The 16,241-nt window shown below is 62.2% G+C and carries 19 protein-coding genes; 6 read left to right on the top strand and 13 right to left on the bottom strand.

The window, feature by feature from the left end:
* Window positions 1–50: 50 nt before the first annotated feature.
* Window positions 51–2,117: a DNA primase gene (dnaG, locus tag INF32_RS11720; RefSeq protein WP_226388587.1), complete on the top strand. Its 2,067-nt coding sequence runs from the start codon at window positions 51–53 to the stop codon at window positions 2,115–2,117.
* 240 nt (window positions 2,118–2,357) lie between these two features.
* Here the strand turns inward: dnaG and INF32_RS11715 are convergent, their stop codons facing one another.
* The gene (locus INF32_RS11715) at window positions 2,358–3,050 is read right to left on the bottom strand and encodes a zinc metallopeptidase (RefSeq protein WP_226388586.1); all 693 of its coding nucleotides are present in this window, start codon (window positions 3,048–3,050) and stop codon (window positions 2,358–2,360) included.
* Window positions 3,051–3,132: 82 nt separating this feature from the next.
* Window positions 3,133–3,897 carry an SDR family NAD(P)-dependent oxidoreductase gene (locus INF32_RS11710; protein WP_226388585.1) on the bottom strand — a complete coding sequence of 255 codons (765 nt, stop codon included), beginning with the start codon at window positions 3,895–3,897 and terminating at the stop codon, window positions 3,133–3,135.
* A 78-nt stretch (window positions 3,898–3,975) separates the two neighbouring features.
* On the opposite strand from INF32_RS11710, the gene INF32_RS11705 reads away from it, so the two are divergent.
* The 5 genes from INF32_RS11705 (at window position 3,976) to INF32_RS11685 (ending at window position 7,265) form a co-directional block, all read left to right on the top strand.
* Window positions 3,976–5,229, top strand: coding sequence for an ABC transporter permease (locus tag INF32_RS11705; protein ID WP_226388584.1), 1,254 nt, complete (start codon window positions 3,976–3,978; stop codon window positions 5,227–5,229).
* 16 nt (window positions 5,230–5,245) lie between these two features.
* The gene (gene ubiE / locus INF32_RS11700) at window positions 5,246–5,977 is read left to right on the top strand and encodes a bifunctional demethylmenaquinone methyltransferase/2-methoxy-6-polyprenyl-1,4-benzoquinol methylase UbiE (RefSeq protein ID WP_226388583.1); all 732 of its coding nucleotides are present in this window, start codon (window positions 5,246–5,248) and stop codon (window positions 5,975–5,977) included.
* Window positions 5,978–5,988: 11 nt separating this feature from the next.
* Window positions 5,989–6,486 carry an LEA type 2 family protein gene (locus INF32_RS11695; RefSeq protein ID WP_226388582.1) on the top strand — a complete coding sequence of 166 codons (498 nt, stop codon included), beginning with the start codon at window positions 5,989–5,991 and terminating at the stop codon, window positions 6,484–6,486.
* Window positions 6,483–6,944 carry a hypothetical protein gene (locus INF32_RS11690; RefSeq protein ID WP_226388581.1) on the top strand — a complete coding sequence of 154 codons (462 nt, stop codon included), beginning with the start codon at window positions 6,483–6,485 and terminating at the stop codon, window positions 6,942–6,944. The genes INF32_RS11695 and INF32_RS11690 overlap by 4 nt, the downstream gene beginning before the upstream one ends.
* Before the next feature lie 102 nt (window positions 6,945–7,046).
* The gene (locus tag INF32_RS11685) at window positions 7,047–7,265 is read left to right on the top strand and encodes a hypothetical protein (protein ID WP_226388580.1); all 219 of its coding nucleotides are present in this window, start codon (window positions 7,047–7,049) and stop codon (window positions 7,263–7,265) included.
* A gap of 84 nt (window positions 7,266–7,349) precedes the next feature.
* Here INF32_RS11685 and yidD read toward each other — a convergent pair whose 3' ends face one another.
* From yidD to INF32_RS11630, 11 genes are all read right to left on the bottom strand, one after another.
* Window positions 7,350–7,610, bottom strand: coding sequence for a membrane protein insertion efficiency factor YidD (gene yidD, locus INF32_RS11680; RefSeq protein WP_226388579.1), 261 nt, complete (start codon window positions 7,608–7,610; stop codon window positions 7,350–7,352).
* On the bottom strand, window positions 7,567–7,950 hold the full coding sequence (locus tag INF32_RS11675) for a ribonuclease P protein component (RefSeq protein WP_226388578.1): 384 nt from the start codon (window positions 7,948–7,950) through the stop codon (window positions 7,567–7,569). The genes yidD and INF32_RS11675 overlap by 44 nt, the downstream gene beginning before the upstream one ends.
* Before the next feature lie 44 nt (window positions 7,951–7,994).
* Window positions 7,995–8,939, bottom strand: coding sequence for a uroporphyrinogen-III synthase (locus INF32_RS11670; RefSeq protein WP_226388577.1), 945 nt, complete (start codon window positions 8,937–8,939; stop codon window positions 7,995–7,997).
* Window positions 8,940–8,972: 33 nt separating this feature from the next.
* The gene (locus INF32_RS11665) at window positions 8,973–9,854 is read right to left on the bottom strand and encodes a DUF4271 domain-containing protein (RefSeq protein ID WP_226388576.1); all 882 of its coding nucleotides are present in this window, start codon (window positions 9,852–9,854) and stop codon (window positions 8,973–8,975) included.
* Between the two features lie 26 nt (window positions 9,855–9,880).
* Window positions 9,881–10,411 carry a TlpA family protein disulfide reductase gene (locus INF32_RS11660; RefSeq protein ID WP_226388575.1) on the bottom strand — a complete coding sequence of 177 codons (531 nt, stop codon included), beginning with the start codon at window positions 10,409–10,411 and terminating at the stop codon, window positions 9,881–9,883.
* A gap of 5 nt (window positions 10,412–10,416) precedes the next feature.
* Complete coding sequence (locus INF32_RS11655; RefSeq protein WP_226388574.1) at window positions 10,417–11,598, bottom strand: sensor histidine kinase; 1,182 nt, start codon at window positions 11,596–11,598, stop codon at window positions 10,417–10,419.
* A gap of 50 nt (window positions 11,599–11,648) precedes the next feature.
* Window positions 11,649–13,325 carry a S41 family peptidase gene (locus tag INF32_RS11650; RefSeq protein ID WP_226388573.1) on the bottom strand — a complete coding sequence of 559 codons (1,677 nt, stop codon included), beginning with the start codon at window positions 13,323–13,325 and terminating at the stop codon, window positions 11,649–11,651.
* 5 nt (window positions 13,326–13,330) lie between these two features.
* Window positions 13,331–13,798, bottom strand: coding sequence for a hypothetical protein (locus INF32_RS11645; protein WP_226388572.1), 468 nt, complete (start codon window positions 13,796–13,798; stop codon window positions 13,331–13,333).
* A gap of 76 nt (window positions 13,799–13,874) precedes the next feature.
* On the bottom strand, window positions 13,875–14,825 hold the full coding sequence (locus tag INF32_RS11640) for a 4-hydroxy-3-methylbut-2-enyl diphosphate reductase (protein WP_226388571.1): 951 nt from the start codon (window positions 14,823–14,825) through the stop codon (window positions 13,875–13,877).
* A 9-nt stretch (window positions 14,826–14,834) separates the two neighbouring features.
* Window positions 14,835–15,548 carry a (d)CMP kinase gene (gene cmk / locus INF32_RS11635; RefSeq protein ID WP_226388570.1) on the bottom strand — a complete coding sequence of 238 codons (714 nt, stop codon included), beginning with the start codon at window positions 15,546–15,548 and terminating at the stop codon, window positions 14,835–14,837.
* Entirely contained in the window at window positions 15,529–16,182 is a 654-nt protein-coding gene (locus INF32_RS11630) for a LysE family translocator (protein ID WP_226388569.1), read from the bottom strand. The genes cmk and INF32_RS11630 overlap by 20 nt, the downstream gene beginning before the upstream one ends.
* Window positions 16,183–16,241 lie beyond the last annotated feature (59 nt).

Here is a 16,241-nt window from a genome sequence, read left to right as displayed (position 1 = left end):
TCGCCCTGTCCGGATTAATTAGTACCTTTACCCTCTGCAAAATCCACGCAATGATCGACCGCGCCACCATAGACCGCATATATGCCGCCGCCAACATCGTCGAAGTCGTCAGCGACTTCGTGACGCTCAAGAAGAAGGGGGTGAACTACCAGGCATGCTGTCCGTTCCACAACGAGAAAACGCCGTCGTTCGTCGTCTCCCCGAGCAAGGGGCTCTTCAAATGCTTCGGATGCGGCAAGGGCGGCAACGCCGTCACCTTCGTCATGGAGCACGAGAACATGGGCTACGTCGACGCGCTGAAATACGTGGCCAAGAAGTACGGCATCGAAGTGCAGGAGCGGGAACTCTCCCCCGAGGAGGTGCGGCGCAACGACGACCGGGAGAGCATGATGGTCGTGAGCAGCTACGCCGCCGACTATTTCCAGCAGACGCTCCACGAGACCGACGAAGGCCGCAACGTGGGTATCAGCTACTTCCGCCAGCGGGGATTTTCGGACGCCACGATCCGCAAGTTCGGCCTCGGCTTCTGTCCCGCCGCGGGCGATGCGTTCACCCGGGCGGCCCTCGCCGCCGGCTACAAGGAGGAGTTCCTCGTGGGGACCGGCCTCACGATCAAGCGGGAACAGGGCGACTACTACGACCGGTTCGCCGGCCGGGTCATCTTCCCGATCCACAGCATCAGCGGCCGCGTGACGGCCTTCGGCGGCCGCACCCTGCGCACGGACAAGAAGGTCGCCAAATACCTCAACTCGCCCGAGAGCGAGATATACCACAAAAGCGACGTCCTCTACGGCCTCTTCTTCGCCAAGAAGGCCATCACGCAGGAGGACTACTGCATCCTGGTCGAGGGCTACACCGACGTCATCTCGATGCACCAGTCGGGCGTGGAGAACGTGGTGGCCTCCTCGGGCACCTCGCTCACCGAGGGGCAGATACGCCTCATCAGCCGCTTCACGAAGAACGTGACGGTGATCTACGACGGCGACTCGGCCGGCATCAAGGCCTCCCTGCGCGGTATCGACATGATCCTGCGCGAAGGGCTCAACGTGCGGGTGGTGCTCCTGCCCGACGGCGACGATCCCGACTCGTTCGCCCGCAAGCACAACGCCACCGAATTGCGCGAGTTCATCCGTACGGCCGAGGAGGACTTCATCTCCTTCAAGACAAGGCTGCTGATGGCCAACGCGGACGGCGACCCGATCCGGAAAGCGGGGCTGATCGCCGACATCGTGGCCTCGATCTCCGAAATTCCGGAACCGATCACCCGTTCGGTCTACATCAAGGAGTGCGCCCGCACGATGGACGTGGACGAACAGCTGCTCCTGAGCGAAGTGGCCCGCAAACGGGCGACCCGCACCGGAGGCAGGGAAGCCGGCGACTTCATCCGCCGCCAGCAGGCCCGCCAGCGTGCCGAAGGGTACGACCGGGAACACCGTCCCGCCCGGGACACGGGCACCTACCCTCCGTCCGAACCGCCGTTTCCGGCCGGCCCGGGTTTTCCCGAAGAGGTTCCCGCGGAAACGTCTCCGGCCGAGGCCGCCCTCCTGCCCCGCTCCCTCCACCCGGGCAGCAGCATGGAGGAGCTGGAAAAGGAACTGACCAAATACCTTCTGAAATACGGTTCGGAGAATTTCGACTACAAGGAGGGGCGCAACGTCGTATCGCTCAACGTGGCGGAGGTAATCACCGGCGACCTGGAGACCAACGGCATCTCCTTCCGGGACGAGCGCTACCGCGCCATCTACGACGAATATCTGAAACTCTACCGCTCCGGAGAGCCCGTCTCCATGCACCGTTTCATCAACCACCCCGACCCGGCCGTCTGCAACGCGGCGGTGGATCTGCTCACCGGCGACGACAACTACACGGCCAGCAAGCTCTGGAAAAAACACGACATCAACGTGGAGAGCGAAAAGGACCGGCTCGCCGAAGCGGTGCCCCGCGCCGTGATCCTCTACAAGTCGAAAGCGATCGAACACATCATCGGCGACCTCCAGCACCAGCTCACGGTCCCCGATCTCCCCGACGAGCAGCTGGCCGACATCATGTACCGCATCGCCGCCCTCAACAAGGAGCGGATCGCCATCTCCAAAAAACTCTCCCGGCTGATTCTCTGACCCGGTCCCTCACGGGAATGTCGGGAAGGACGGCCCGCCTTTCCGGAAAATCAAAGGAAGACACCGCTCTCCCCCGGACCGCGCAATCCGCCCCCCCCCCGGAGAGACGAACCGCTCCGCCTGCCCCCGGTGCGGACCCAAGGCCGCGGATCGTCCGCAGCGAAACGGACCGTCCCCGTCACGACGCATCGTAACGGGGACGGACATCATCTCTTCCGCCGCCGGACGGTTCCGCACAGCCTACTCCCTGCCCCGCGCGAAACTGAGGTAGTAGAGCAGCGTGGCGATCGCCGAAAGGGCGGCCACCAGATAGGTGCGTGCGGCCCACGACAGCGCCTCCTTCGCCTGCGCCACCTGGGCCCCCTGCAAGGTTCCGCTGCTCTTGAGCCACTCCATGGCACGGGCCGAAGCGTTGTACTCCACAGGCAGCGTGACGAGCGAAAAGAGGGCCGAAAGGGCGACCATTACGATTCCGATCCAGAACAGGGCCGGGAATGTGTTTATCAGCAGGATGCCCGCGATAATCACCCACGTGGACCACATCGACGAGAAACTGATGACCGGCACCAGCGCCGAACGCATCTCCAGCGGGGCATAAGCCCGGGCATGCTGCACGGCATGGCCGCACTCGTGGGCCGCCACGGCCGCGGCGGCCACGCTGTTGCTGGCATAGACGCTCTCGCTCAGATTCACGGTCCGGGTCTTGGGGTTGTAATGGTCGGTCAGGTGTCCCGGTGTAGAGACCACCTTCACGTCCCGGATACCGTTGTCGCGCAGCATCTTTTCGGCCACGTCCCTGCCGGTCAGACCGCCGGGGAACATCACCTTCGAATATTTCTTGAACACGGACTGCAGGCGGAACTGCACGATCAGCCCCACCACGCCGATAATAATAATCAGAAGCCATTCGGCATTCAGATGAAAAGGATACATGGTTTTCTCTCTTTTTTAGTTTTTTCTCTCTGTCGGTCCAATAAAACGGAACGCGGCGTCCCTTATTGTCCGGCACACCCGGTTATTCCTCCTTCCGGTAGGTGTAATAGGCGCCGGCCTGCTGCGAGGCGGTGATCACGATCTCGTCCACGTTGACATGGGCGGGCTGGCTCACCGCCCACACGACGGCCTCGGCCACGTCCTCGCCCGTGAGGGGCACGATCCCCCGGTACACGTCGCCGGCCCGCTCCCGGTCGCCGTGGAAGCGCACCACCGAAAATTCGGTCTCCACCATTCCCGGACGGATTTCGGTCACCTTGATCCCCGAGCGGAGCAGGTCGGCCCGCATCGCCTGGCTCAGCGCATGCACGGCGTGCTTGGTCGCGCAGTAGACCGCCCCGTTCTCGTAGGGCTGAGTGCCGGCCGTCGAGCCGATGTTCACGATGTGTCCGCGGCCCTGCCGCACCATCATGCCCGACACGATGCGCGTGATGTAGAGCAGCCCCTTCACGTTGGTGTCGACCATCGCATCCCAGTCGTTGGGATCGCCCTTGTCGATGTGCTCCAGCCCGGCGGCCAGCCCGGCGTTGTTCACCAGCAGGTCGATTTCGCGGAACCCTTCGGGCAGACTTCCCAGTTCGGCCTCGCACTGCTGCCGGTCGCGGACATCGAAACTCAACGGCAGCACCTCGATCCGGAAACCCTTTTCCAACTCCTTTTTCAGGGCCCGGAGCCGCTGCGAACGGCGTCCGGTGAGGATCAGGTCGTAGCCCTCCTCGGCCAGCAGACGCGCCGTGGCCTCGCCGATTCCCGACGTGGCGCCCGTAATCAAAGCAGTCTTTCCCATAATCGTTTCGGTTTTATTGCACAAAAGTACCAAATTTTATGTTACTTTGCACGAAATCTTCACCGTTCCTCACGCAAGATGTCCAAAATCGGTACCGAACTCTTCATCGCCCGGCGTATCGCCGCCTCGAAAGGCGGCGCGGGACGCGGCGTCATGGTGCGCATCGCCTCCCTGACCGTAGGCATCGGCATGGCGGTGATGATCGTCTCGATGGCCGTGATCTCCGGTTTCCGCAGCGAAATCACCGGCAAGCTGATCGGCTTCGGCTCCCACGTGCAGGTGGTGAACCTCGACGGCAACAATTCGCTGGAGACCAATCCCATTCCGCGCAACCCAGCCCTGGTGGAGCGCCTCTCCCGAATCCCCGGTTTCGCGGCCGCCCACCCGTTCGCCATCAAGGGCGGTATCCTCAAGACCGACGAGGCCATGCAGGGAATCATGCTCAAGGGCGTGGACGGCGACTACGACTGGTCGTTCTTCGCGCAGAACCTCCTCGAGGGAGAACTTCCCCGGGTGGGTGACTCGCTCCGCACGAAGGACATCCTCGTTTCCGCCACCCTCGCCCGGCTGATGAAACTGGGCGTGGGCGACCGCGTGGAGATGCTCTTCATCCGCGAGGGGCGTCCCCCGCGCCGCGACCGCTTCAAGGTGAGCGGCCTCTACGAATCGGGATTCGAGGAGCTCGACAAAATGGTGATCCCCACCGACATCCGCAACGTGCAGCGGCTCAACGGATGGGACCCGGACCGGATCACCGGCTACGAACTGACCACCCGCGATTTCGGGCAGATGGACCGTTTCGCCGACGAGGTCCACGGCATACTGGCGGAGACCGAACCCCTCGACGGGGAGAGCCTCATGGCCGTCAGCATCCGCGAGAAGTTCCCGAACCTGTTCGACTGGCTCCAGGCCCACAACGTGAACGTGGCGGTCATCATCACGATCATGCTGCTGGTGGCCCTGCTCAACATGGTCTCCGCCCTGCTCATCATCCTGCTCGAACGCACCCGCATGATCGGCGTGCTCAAGGCCTTGGGGATGAACAACCGCTCCCTCCAGAAGATATTCGTCATCCGCTCCGCCTTCATCGTGCTCCGGGGCATGCTCTGGGGCAACGCGGCGGGCCTGGTCCTCTGCCTGGTGCAGGCGCAGACCCACATAGTGAAGCTCAACCAGTCGGGCTACTTCCTCTCGTCGGTCCCCGTCGAACTCGACTGGGGCTGGTGGATCGCCCTCAACGCGGGCACGTTCGGCATAATCGTCGCCCTGATGACGGTGCCCACGCTGATCGTCTCCCGCATCCGGCCCGACGTCACGATCCGTTACCAATAACACTCCGTCACGAACCATGAAACCCTATACCGACAACCGCCCCAAAACCCCGCAGATCCGCGAGATGTTCGACCGCATCGCCCCGGCCTACGACCGGCTGAACCATCTGCTTTCGCTGGGCATCGACCGCAGCTGGCGCCGCAGGACGGTGAAGATGCTCGCGGCCGTCCGTCCCCGCCGGGTGATCGACGTAGCCACCGGCACGGGCGATCTGGCCCTGGCCATCGCCCGCCGTATTTCCGGCGTGCGGATCGAGGGGGTCGACCTCTCCCCGCAGATGATAGAAATCGCACGGGCCAAAACCGCGGCCGCCGAGACGCAGGGCCGTATCCCCGCCGACACCGTCTCGTACAGCGTGGCGGACGTGGAGACGCTTCCGTTTCCCGACGACTCGTTCGACGCCGCCACGGTCGCCTTCGGAGTCCGCAATTTCGCCGACATCCCCGCCGGACTGGCCCGCATACGGCAGGTGCTGCGTCCGGGCGGCACGCTGTTCATCCTGGAATTCGACACCCCCCACGGCAAAATATTCGGCCCGCTCTACCGTTTCTATTTCCACCGGGTGCTTCCGGCCGTGGGCGGCTGGATTTCCAAAGACCGGAAAGCCTACCGCTACCTGCCCCGTTCGGTGGACGAATTCCCCGCCCCCGAACGGCTTCGGGAGATCATGTCCGGCGCCGGATTCCGGGAGTGCCGTTCCCGCGCCCTGTTCGGAGGGGTGGCCTACATCCATACAGGGAAAAAATAACCCGAAATACCATGACCAGACACATCATCACCCGTATCCTGCTCCTTTCGCTGCCGCTCCTGCTGCTCGGCTCCTGCATCAAACAGGAGGACATCTCGCTCAAGGAGGTAGAGAACGTCTCCATGCAGGGCTTCTCCCGGATCGACCTCACGCTGAAGGTGGAAAACCGCTCGGGCTCCAAACTCCGCGTGGAGAGCGCCCGGCTCGATCTGCGGCGGGGCGAAATGCCGCTGGTGGACCTGATATTGGGCGAACCGGTGCTCGTTCCCCGCAAATCCGTCACCAGCGTTCCCGTCACGCTGCGGCTCAAACTCTCCAATCCGCTGGGCGCCCTCGGTCTGATGGGCGACCTGAAAGGGATGATCCCCCAGCTGACCGTCTCCGGCGAAATCACAGCGAAAGCGGGCTGGGCACGTAAAAAAATCCGTTTCGACGGCGTACCGTTTACCGATTTTCTTCGTACTTTTGGGGCCGATACGGACGAATTGCTCAAGACGATCCAGCTATGAAACGAACCACCGCTTTCCCGCTTCTGCTCGCCTGCCTGCTGGCCGGCTTTTCCGCCTTTTCGCAGAACCTCGGGGCTTTCAAGACGAAACTGGCCCAGCCCGATTCGCTGCACCGCTCCCGCGTGACGGTCTACGAGGAGGAGAGTGCGGCACAGGTGCTCCGCGCCATGCAGCGCACCGTCACGGGCGAAGAGAAATACCGCGGCTACCGCGTGCGCATCTTTTTCGACAACAGCCAGAGTGCGCGCACGCTGGCGGCCGGCACGCTCACCCGTTTCCGGGAGCTGCATCCCGACACACCGGCTTACATGGTCTACGAAAACCCCTACTTCAAGGTGACGGTGGGAAACTGCCTCTCCCTCGAGGAGGCGATCATCCTCTGGGGCCGGATCAAAGGGGACTTCGACCGGGCTTTCGTGGTGCGTGAAGAGTTCCCTGTCAAGCTGTTAGGGGAATAACGCAAAAAAAGTTGGGGAATATAAAAAAACTTTTGGATATTTCAAACGAATGCTATACTTTTGGCACGATTTTAATAAGTTTAACAATAAACCCTTTACGCTATGAAAACTTTGACATCTGTATTCGTCGTTGCCGTTGCAGCAATGGCCATGTCGTGCGCCGGAAATGCCAACAAGAAGGCTGCCGAGACCGTGGTTGATTCCACCGCCGTTATCGAGACCGTCGTAGAAGACAGCACCGCAGTATGCGCCGACAGCACAGCCTGCACGGCCGACAGCACCGCTTGCACTGAAAAAGCAGCCGAAAACGCTACCAAATAATTCAGCGACACAGAGGTAACACAGAACGCCGTTCCGGTCGGAACGGCGTTCTTCTTTTTTGCACTGCCGCGGCAATCCCCGCGCTCAGGGCACCGGATCGTATCCGCTGCCGCCCCACGGATGGCAGGAAAGAATTCTCCTGAGAGCCAGCCAGCCGCCCTTCAGTATGCCGTGCTTGCGGATCGCCTCCAGCGCATATTGCGAACAGGTCGGAGTATAACGACAGGCGGCGGGCGTAAAGGGAGAGATACAGCACTGATAGAACTTTATCAGCACGATGAACGGGAACGCGACCACACGTTTAAAGCCCCTGTACGATTTTGTCCAGAATTTTCCGCACCGCATTTTCCGCCGTTTCGTAGGATACCACCTCTTTCGAGCTGTAAATCAAAGCAATGTCCAATCCCCTTCCCTGCAAAAGAACCCGTTCCACCAGCGGCAGCTTGTTCTGCCGGTACGCCTCGCGCACCCTGCGCTTGAGCAGGTTGCGCCGGTTGGCCCGTTTATGGTAACGTTTGGAGACGGAGACCAGCACGGCCGGCACCGCCCCTCCCGCATCCGGCCCGGCCTCCAGGCAGAGGTACCGGAACGGATAGACGAATCCGCCCTTTCCGCACCGGAACAACCGGGCGATCCTCTGCTCGCCCGACAGCCGTTCCGCTTTGGTCAGGGAATATTCAGCCATGTTTTTCCGTATTGGACAGCCGCCCTCTCCGGGGACGGCACCTGTCAGACGCTTTTCTTTACCTCCTTCACCGCGGAGCGGGCGGCGACCGAACGCACAGCACCCTTGCCCGAAGCGGAAGATTTGGATTTCGAAGCGGCGGAAGAGGGCTTTTTCGCCCGGCTCTTTTTCGCCGGCTTGGCCTCCTGCGCCTTGATGAACTCGTCGGACTGGCGGGGCGTATTGACCTGCACGGGCTCCACCGTCTGCCCTGCATTGATCTTGCCCACGAACAGATCGACCGCCCGCGTCATCGACGGCGCCTCGGGCGTGGGGGCCATCACCTGCACGGTCAGACCCGCCTCGATGGCCGAACGGGTCGTACCGTCGCCGAAGGTCCCGATCATCGGCAGGTTCCCGGTACCGAACGCAGCGGTGAGGGCCGCAATCTCCGACGGGCTGTAAAAGACCATCAGATCGTAATCGGAGGGCTTCAGGTCCGAAACATCGTTGCTCACCGTACGCGACAGGATCACCTTGTGGAAATCGAGCTTCAGCTTCTCCATCGTCATCGGCAGCTCCGGCTTGTGGGGCTCGGAGAGGGTGAGCAGCAGTTTCTCGTCCCGGTGCTTGAGGATCAGCTCCATGAAATTGGCGAACGTGCCGTTGGCGAACGAAATCTTCCGCTTGCGGTAAACGATGTATTTCTGCAGGTAGAGCGCGATCGCCTCCGTATTGCAGAGGTATTTCATGGTTTCGGGCACCGTGATGCGCGCCTCCTCGCAGATGCGGAAGAAATGATCGACCGTCGAGCGGCTGGTAAAGATCACGGCCGTATGCTCCAGAATTTCGGTCCGCTGGCTGCGAAACTCCTTCAGACTCACCCCCTGCACCCGGATAAAGGGCCGGAAGGTGATCTTTGCGCCGTATTTGGTCGAAATTTCGTGAAACGGAGATTTTTCAGGGACCGCAGGAGCCGGTTGTGAAACTAAAATGCTCTTGATTTTCAAAGCCTTTCCTTTTTGTTTTACCTTCAGTACCGGTCAGCCGTTACGAAGCGCGAGCAGCACGAAAACGCTGACGGGAAAAATTTCAACGCCGCAAAGGTACAAAAACCAATGCAAAATCGAAACATTTTGCCCGAGAAAGAACTCGCACGTTTTGTACAGCCAGAAAACAAAAATCGCAACAACCTCTACGACAAGCAGATAAAAAACCACACCCGCTGCCGGGCCCTCGTTGAGCGCCAACAGCAGCACCACGGGAACCGAAACGATCACGGCGAAAACCGCCAGCAACCTCCTCAGCCAGAGAAGACGGCCCGTAAAAGCGGCGTCCTGCGTCAAACTTCCGGCCGCCCGGAGCACCAGCCGCTGGAATCCGGCGACCAGCACCGCGGCGACACCGCACCCGACCGCCAGCAGCGGCACCGACCACTCCGGCAGCCGAAGCAGCAGGGGCGAACGGGTCATCTCCGCACAGCGCACCGCCAGCACGCTCACCGCCAGCAGCCCCACACCGAGGGCCGTGCGCAGGAAAAGGGAGAACAGGTAACTGTGTTCTTCCATCAGTTTTTCACCGTACAGGCGGCTCTTCCCGATCCGGAGCAGCGCAGAGAGCGGCTCCCGGAAATAGTAAACCGTGTAGCAATAACCGATGAAGATGAGCACGACCGACAGCCGGAACAGCAGATTGTCGGTCAGCAAAAAGGGATCGGACACACCCGAAAGCCACTCTCCGGCCGGAACGGCCACACTCCCGGGTCCGAACACGTCGGCCGCCGCCACGCTCCGTGCGAGGGAATCCGCCCGCTCCGCGAGGGTCCCTTCCGCCGGAACGGAGAAACGGGCCGCACCCGCCCAAAGCGTATCGTACGGCCATCCGCTCCCGGCCCCCGTCAGGCTGTCGGTCAGCACGCTCGGCATCGTTCCCTCCTCTCTCTCATAAGCATCTATTCGGCATCCAAATATCCCTGCAAAGCATCCGCCCCGTAATTCCCGGCACTCTCCCAGCGCACGATCCCGTCGGAACCCGCCAGGTAGAAACGCGGCACCTCCTGCGTGGCGAACAGATCGAACACCCGGCGGTCCCGGTCGTAATAGAGTTCCGGCATCGGCAGCGGAGCCACCGATGCGGCCAGCCCGTCCCAATAGGCGACCGCCTTCTCCTGTGTGGCGTCCCCGCCCCCGCGCGCGACACAGAGCAGCCGGACGTCGTCCCGCTCCCCGATCCGCCGCCAGAGGTCGAGCACATGGGGCGTGGTCTCCCGGCAGTCGGGACATTCCGACCAGAAGAAGTAGATCAGCACCCTGCGGCCGTCCCGCTCCTGCGAATCGTACCGCACGCCCTGCGTACTCTCGATGGAGAACACGGGCAGCGGGTCACCCGCGCGGACACGGGTGGTCCGCTCCGGGCTTTCCTCCCTGAAACATCCCGTCAGCAGAAGGACCGACAGGCCGACAAACGGCAGCAGACGTCCCATATCCGTCAGGCGTAAAGTTTTTTCAAGGTGATCCGGATCGTGGTACCCTTGTCGATCTCCGACTCCAGCACGCCGATCCGCCCCTTATGGTAATCCTCGATAATGCGCCGGCTCAGCGACAGGCCGAGCCCCCAGCCGCGCGTCTTGGTCGTGAAACCCGGCTCGAAGATCCGGTTGAAATTGGCCTTGGCGATCCCTTTACCCGTATCCGACACGTCGATATACACGTTGTTCGCATCGTCCGTGATCTTCACGTCGATCTTCCCCTTGCCCTGGAGGGCGTCCAGCGCATTCTTCAGCAGGTTCTCCACCACCCATTCGAAAAGCGCCTCGTTCACCATCGCCTTGACCGGAGCGATGGCCAGCCCGTTGTAGTCGAGCGACACGTTCCGCGGGATGCGCGTACGGAAATAGAGCACGCTGTTTCCCACCAGTTCGTTCACCGTACCGGGCGAGAGGATCGTCTCCGAACCGATTTTAGAAAAACGGTCCACCACCTTCATCAGCCGGGTCAGGTCCTTGTTCATCTCCTCCACGGCCGACTGGTCGACCGGCTGGCTGCGCAGGTATTCGACCCACCCCAACAGCGACGAGGTGGGCGTTCCCAGCTGGTGGGCCGTCTCCTTGGCCAGCCCGATCCACACACGGTTCTGCTCGTCCTGTTTCGAGGAGCGGAACGTGATGTAACCGAAGACGATGAACACGGCGATCACCACCAACTGGATGAACGGGAAATAGACCAGCATCTTGAGCAACGTCGATTCGCCGTAGAAGATGTAGAAGCGGTATCCGTTGTACGTGTTGATCTCCAGCGGCTGGTTGACCGAAGCGAGCTTCTCGATCTCCTCGCGCAGCAGGTCGGGATGGTTCATGATCCGCTCCGGAATCAGGTGCGAACCCTCCACCCGCAGCTGGTCGTCGGTCACGATGAAAGGGATGTTGTTCTTGTTGTTGACGATCTGCTGGATCAGCGGATCGCTGCTGTCGAACTCGCCCATGCGCCCCATGGCGTAGGACCAGAGGGCCACCTCGTTCTGCTCCTTGTCCCGCAGGCGCTGGGCCATGTGGTCGGTGAACAGGAGCGACGAGGTCCCGATGGCGAGCCCCAGCACGATGATCACCACGCGGTGGCGGAAGGAGAAAAACGTCCTTCCGAACCGGGGTAGTATGTTTCGCCTGCGTTCCATGTCGTGTGTCCGTTTGCTGCGGCGACGGTCTCCGTTCCGGGCCGCGGGAATTATTTACGCGCCGTGTCCTGCGAGGAGAGGATGTCCCGGTAACGCGCCGTGTCGCCGAGCAGTTCCACGGCCTGCTTCACCTCCTCGTCCGACAGCAGCTTGTGGCGCGTCACGCCCTGCGCATAGTGGCTGCGCAGGATGATCTCGTCTTCGATGATCTGCGACAGCTCCTTGCGGTACAGCTTCAGATTGCTCTCCTTGTCGTCCCTGAGCCCCTTCTCGATCTCGTCCAGCTGCGGACCGATCCGGTCGAGATAACGCTCCTGTTTCGCCTTCTCGCGCAACTGGGCCAGCGCCAGCTTGCTCTCCGAACGGAACTCCACGTCCTTGTCCTTCATGAACTCGGTGAAGTCCGCATAGTCGGCGTCGCTCAGCGCGAAACGCTCCACGTCCACGGGCTCCGGATGGCGCTTCACGTAGCCGTCCACGAAATCCTCGATATAACCCTTGCCGTAGAGGATCATTGCGAAACGGCTCACATAGCGGGGCTCCGTCCGCACGTCGGGCATGATCCCTCCCCCGTCATAAACCTTTCGTCCGGCCCGCGTGCGGAACTCCCGGATCAGCGAATCGGGCACGTATCCCACACTGCCGTCCTCGTTGCGGTGGGCATAGTCGATCGCCTGGATGCAGCGGCCCGTGGGAATGTAGTATTTGGCCGTGGTCACCTTCAGATAGGAGTTGTACCCGAGCGGGCGGGTCGACTGCACGAGCCCCTTGCCGAAAGTACGCTGTCCGAGCAGCACGGCCCGGTCGAGGTCCTGCAGCGCACCCGACACGATCTCCGCCGCCGAAGCCGAACCCCGGTCGGTCAGCACCACGATCGGAAGCTCCGTGTCCACAGGCTCCCCTTCGGTCTTGAACGTGGCGTCCAGCTGCTCGAACTTTCCGCGCATGCTCACCACCTCCGTTCCCTTGGGCACGAAGAGCGAAAGAATCTTCACGGCCTCCTGCAGGATACCGCCCCCGTTGCCCCTCAAGTCGAGGATCAATCCTTTCAGGCGGCCCGAAGATCTGAGTTCCGCGAGCGCCCGGCGCAGGTCGGTGCTGCAATCCTCCGTGAAATCGCTGTGCTGGATGTAACCGATGCTGTCCGCCACGAATCCGTGATAGGGCACGCCCGAAATCACGATCCGTTCCCGGCGGATGCTGACCGGCTCCACCTTGCCCGTGGCGAAACGCTCCACCTTGAGCCTGACGGTCGTTCCGGGATCGCCCTTGAGCAGGGCGCTCACCCGGGCCGGATCGAACCCGCGGGCGTCCTGTCCCTCGATCTCCACGATCTTGTCGCCGATCTTCAGTCCCGCGCGGTCGGCCGGAAATCCCTTATAGGGCTGGGCGATCACCACCCAGTCCCCCTTCTTGCGGATCAGCGAACCGATTCCGCCGTACTTGCCCGTGGTCATGATCTCGAAATCGTCCATCTCCTCCTCGGGAATGTACTCCGTATAAGGGTCGAGTTTGCCGGTCATGCCTGCGGCGGCATCCTCCAGCAGCCTGTCGGGCGAGACGGAATCCACATAGAAAAGGTTCACGTCCCGGAACAGGTTCATCAGTATCTCCATGTTGCGGCCCAGCCGGAAATCGGAATCCTCCGACCGCTCCGCCCCCGCGAACACCGCCGCCAGTCCCGCCGCCAGCAGGACAACCAGCCCGTATCGTATCTTTCTGCCCATCGTTTTCACCGGTTATTCAAATAGGACCGAATCCGGAATTCGACCTTCACCACCTCCTTGCGGATACCGTCGAGCACGATCCCGTCTCCTCCGGGCGTCAGCACGATGGCGTCCTCGCCGAGCGAAGTCCACCTGCGCAGGGGCGACGAAGCCCGGAACACCGCCCGTCCGGGCACCTCCTCCACGAGTTCATACCCGCACAGGACGAACAGCTCCACGATTTTCGCACGCTCGCACGCCCAGTCGATGGGCACCTCCCGCCGGACGAAACCGAACCGGGGATAGAACACCGCCAGCAGGACCACTGCGGCCATCAGCACGGCTCCCCGCGTCGTCAGGAAGACCTCGCCGAAAAGCTCGCCCGGCGCCACCCGCGAGGTCCGGGTCAGGGCCATCGCCGCGAACAGCACCGCCAGAAAGACGAGCAGCTGCGCGAAATATTTCAGCGACCGGATCAGATACCTGTTCTTCATCTCTTATTTCCGTATATGTCCCCGCCGGAATTTCCGCCCGCGGAGAAGATTTTCCGTAAATATAACAATTTCCGGGCTATTTTATTTTGCCCGGAGCCGCACTTTCTCCCGGCGGCGGTCCTCCGACCTCCCTCAGCGGCCCCGGCGCCCCCTCCGTCCGAGGCTCCCCGCACAGCCGCTCCACCGCACCGGCCACCCGCCGCATCAGCCACCCGGGCGTGGAGGTGGCCCCGCAGATACCCACCGAAGCGGCCCCGGCGAACCACTCCGGTTCCAGTTCGCTCTCGTCCTCTATGTTATAGCTCCTCGGATTGGCCTTCCGGCACACCTCGAAGAGCACCCGGCCGTTCGAACTCTTGCGGCCCGCCACGAAGAGCACCGCGTCGTACCGCGCGGCGAACTCCCGCAGGTGCGGTTCCCGGTTGGCCACCTGCCGGCAGATCGTGTCGTTGACCGTCACGACCGAGGGATCGGCGGCCCGCTCCAGAATCGTCCGTTTCACCTCGCCGAACAGCGCGAGGCTCTGCGTGGTCTGCGAAAGCAGGTAGACCGGCCGCGAGAAATCGACCGCCTCCAGGTCGGCCACGCTCTCCACCACCAGCGCATCGCCCCCCACCTGTCCGGTGAGGCCGACCACTTCGGCATGTCCCCGCTTGCCGAGGATCACCACCTGTCCCCCCACGGGAGCCATCTGCTCGTGGGCCTTCACCACCAGTTTCTGGAGCCTCGCCACCACGGGACACGTGGCGTCGATCACCTTCAGCCCGTTGGCCTCCGCCAGCGCATAGGTGGCGGGCGGTTCGCCGTGGGCCCGGATCAGCAGGGTGCTCCCGTGCAGCGAAGGAAGCTCCCCGTGCCGCACGGTCCGGAGCCCCAGCTCCTCCAGCCGCTGCATCTCCACCCGGTTGTGGACGATGTCCCCCAGCGAGAAGACCTCCCGCCCCCCGGCGATCGACTCTTCGGCCCGGGCGATGGCCGTCACCACCCCGAAGCAGAAACCCGACTTATCGTCTATCTCGATCTTCATCCTTCCGTTTCATTCGCAGACGCCCATCTCCCGCAGCCGTCCGAGCACCCACTCCATCTGGTCGGCCACCGTCATCCGGCTGTTGTCGAGCACCACAGCGTCCTCAGCCCGCCGCAGCGGGCTGATCGCCCGGCTCTGGTCAGCGATGTCGCGGCTTCGGATATTCTCCTCCACCTCCTCCATCGTGACCCGTTCGCCCCTGGCCCGCAGTTCGTCGTAACGGCGCCGGGCCCTCACGGAGGGATCGGCCGTCATGAATATCTTGAGTTCGGCATCGGGAAAGACCACCGTACCGATGTCCCGGCCGTCCATCACGATGCCCTTGTCCCTCCCCATCGCCTGCTGGAGAGCCACCAGCCGGCGGCGCACCTCGGCCACGCCGCTCACGGCGCTCACGCAGCCGCTCACCTCGATCGAACGGATTTCCCGCTCCACGCACTCGCCGTTGACGTAGATGTCGCTGGCCCCGCGGGCGGGATTGAACCGGAACGAGATGTCGATCCCGTCGAGCAGGGCCTCCAGCCCGGCCCGGTCGATCCCCTGCGGGGAGACGACGCCGGCCCGCAGGCCGCACAGCGTGACGGCCCGGTACATGGCACCGGTGTCGATGAAGATATAGCCCAGCCGGGCCGCTATCTCTCGGGCGAAGGTACTTTTGCCGCACGACGAGAAGCCGTCGACGGCGATCACGATTTTTTTCCTGTTATTTGGGCAACATTCCATCCACGGGAGTATTAACGAACATGAGCAGCACCGCCGCCGCACCCAGCAGTACGATCACGGCGCCCGAAATACGGTTGATCCAGAGCAGGTGGCGGGGCCGGAACCTCCTGCGCAGCAGGCTGACGATAAAGGTGAGGGTGAACCACCAGAGGGAACCGCCCGTAAAGACGCCCGCGATCATGAAGAGCCCGTTGACCACCCCGAGCGAATCGCCGCTCACCCCGATCGCCGCGAACAGCGCCACGAAGATGAGGATGAAGGCCGGATTGGCGAGCGTGATGAGGAACAGCGACAGGTAGTCCTGCCAGAGGCTCCCTTTCCCGGCCCGGTTGCGGCGGATCTGCACCACGGGATTGGTGAGGAAAATCTTCATCCCCACGATCACCACGCAGATGCCGCCCAGCGCCTTGATGAGCATCATGTTGTTCTCGATGAACGAGAGCACCACCGAGAGCGAGAAGAAGGCCACCGCGGCGAAAAGCGTGTCGGCGCTGGAGGCCCCGAGCCCCGAAACGAACCCCGACTTGTGGCTCTTGCTCAGCGTACGCTGAATGCACAGCACGCCGATGGGCCCCAGCGGAATGGAGGCCATCAGTCCGATCAGGATGCCGCGTATGTAAAGTTCGAACCACATGAATCGTCGACGGTAGGTAGGGTGCAAAATTAGTAAATATAATCTATCTTTGCAGATAA

This window comes from Gallalistipes aquisgranensis (assembly GCF_014982715.1).
Taxonomy (GTDB): Bacteria; Bacteroidota; Bacteroidia; order Bacteroidales; family Rikenellaceae; genus Gallalistipes; species Gallalistipes aquisgranensis.
Note: the sequence above shows the minus strand (reverse complement) of the source record. Positions and strands in the feature narration are given on the sequence as shown.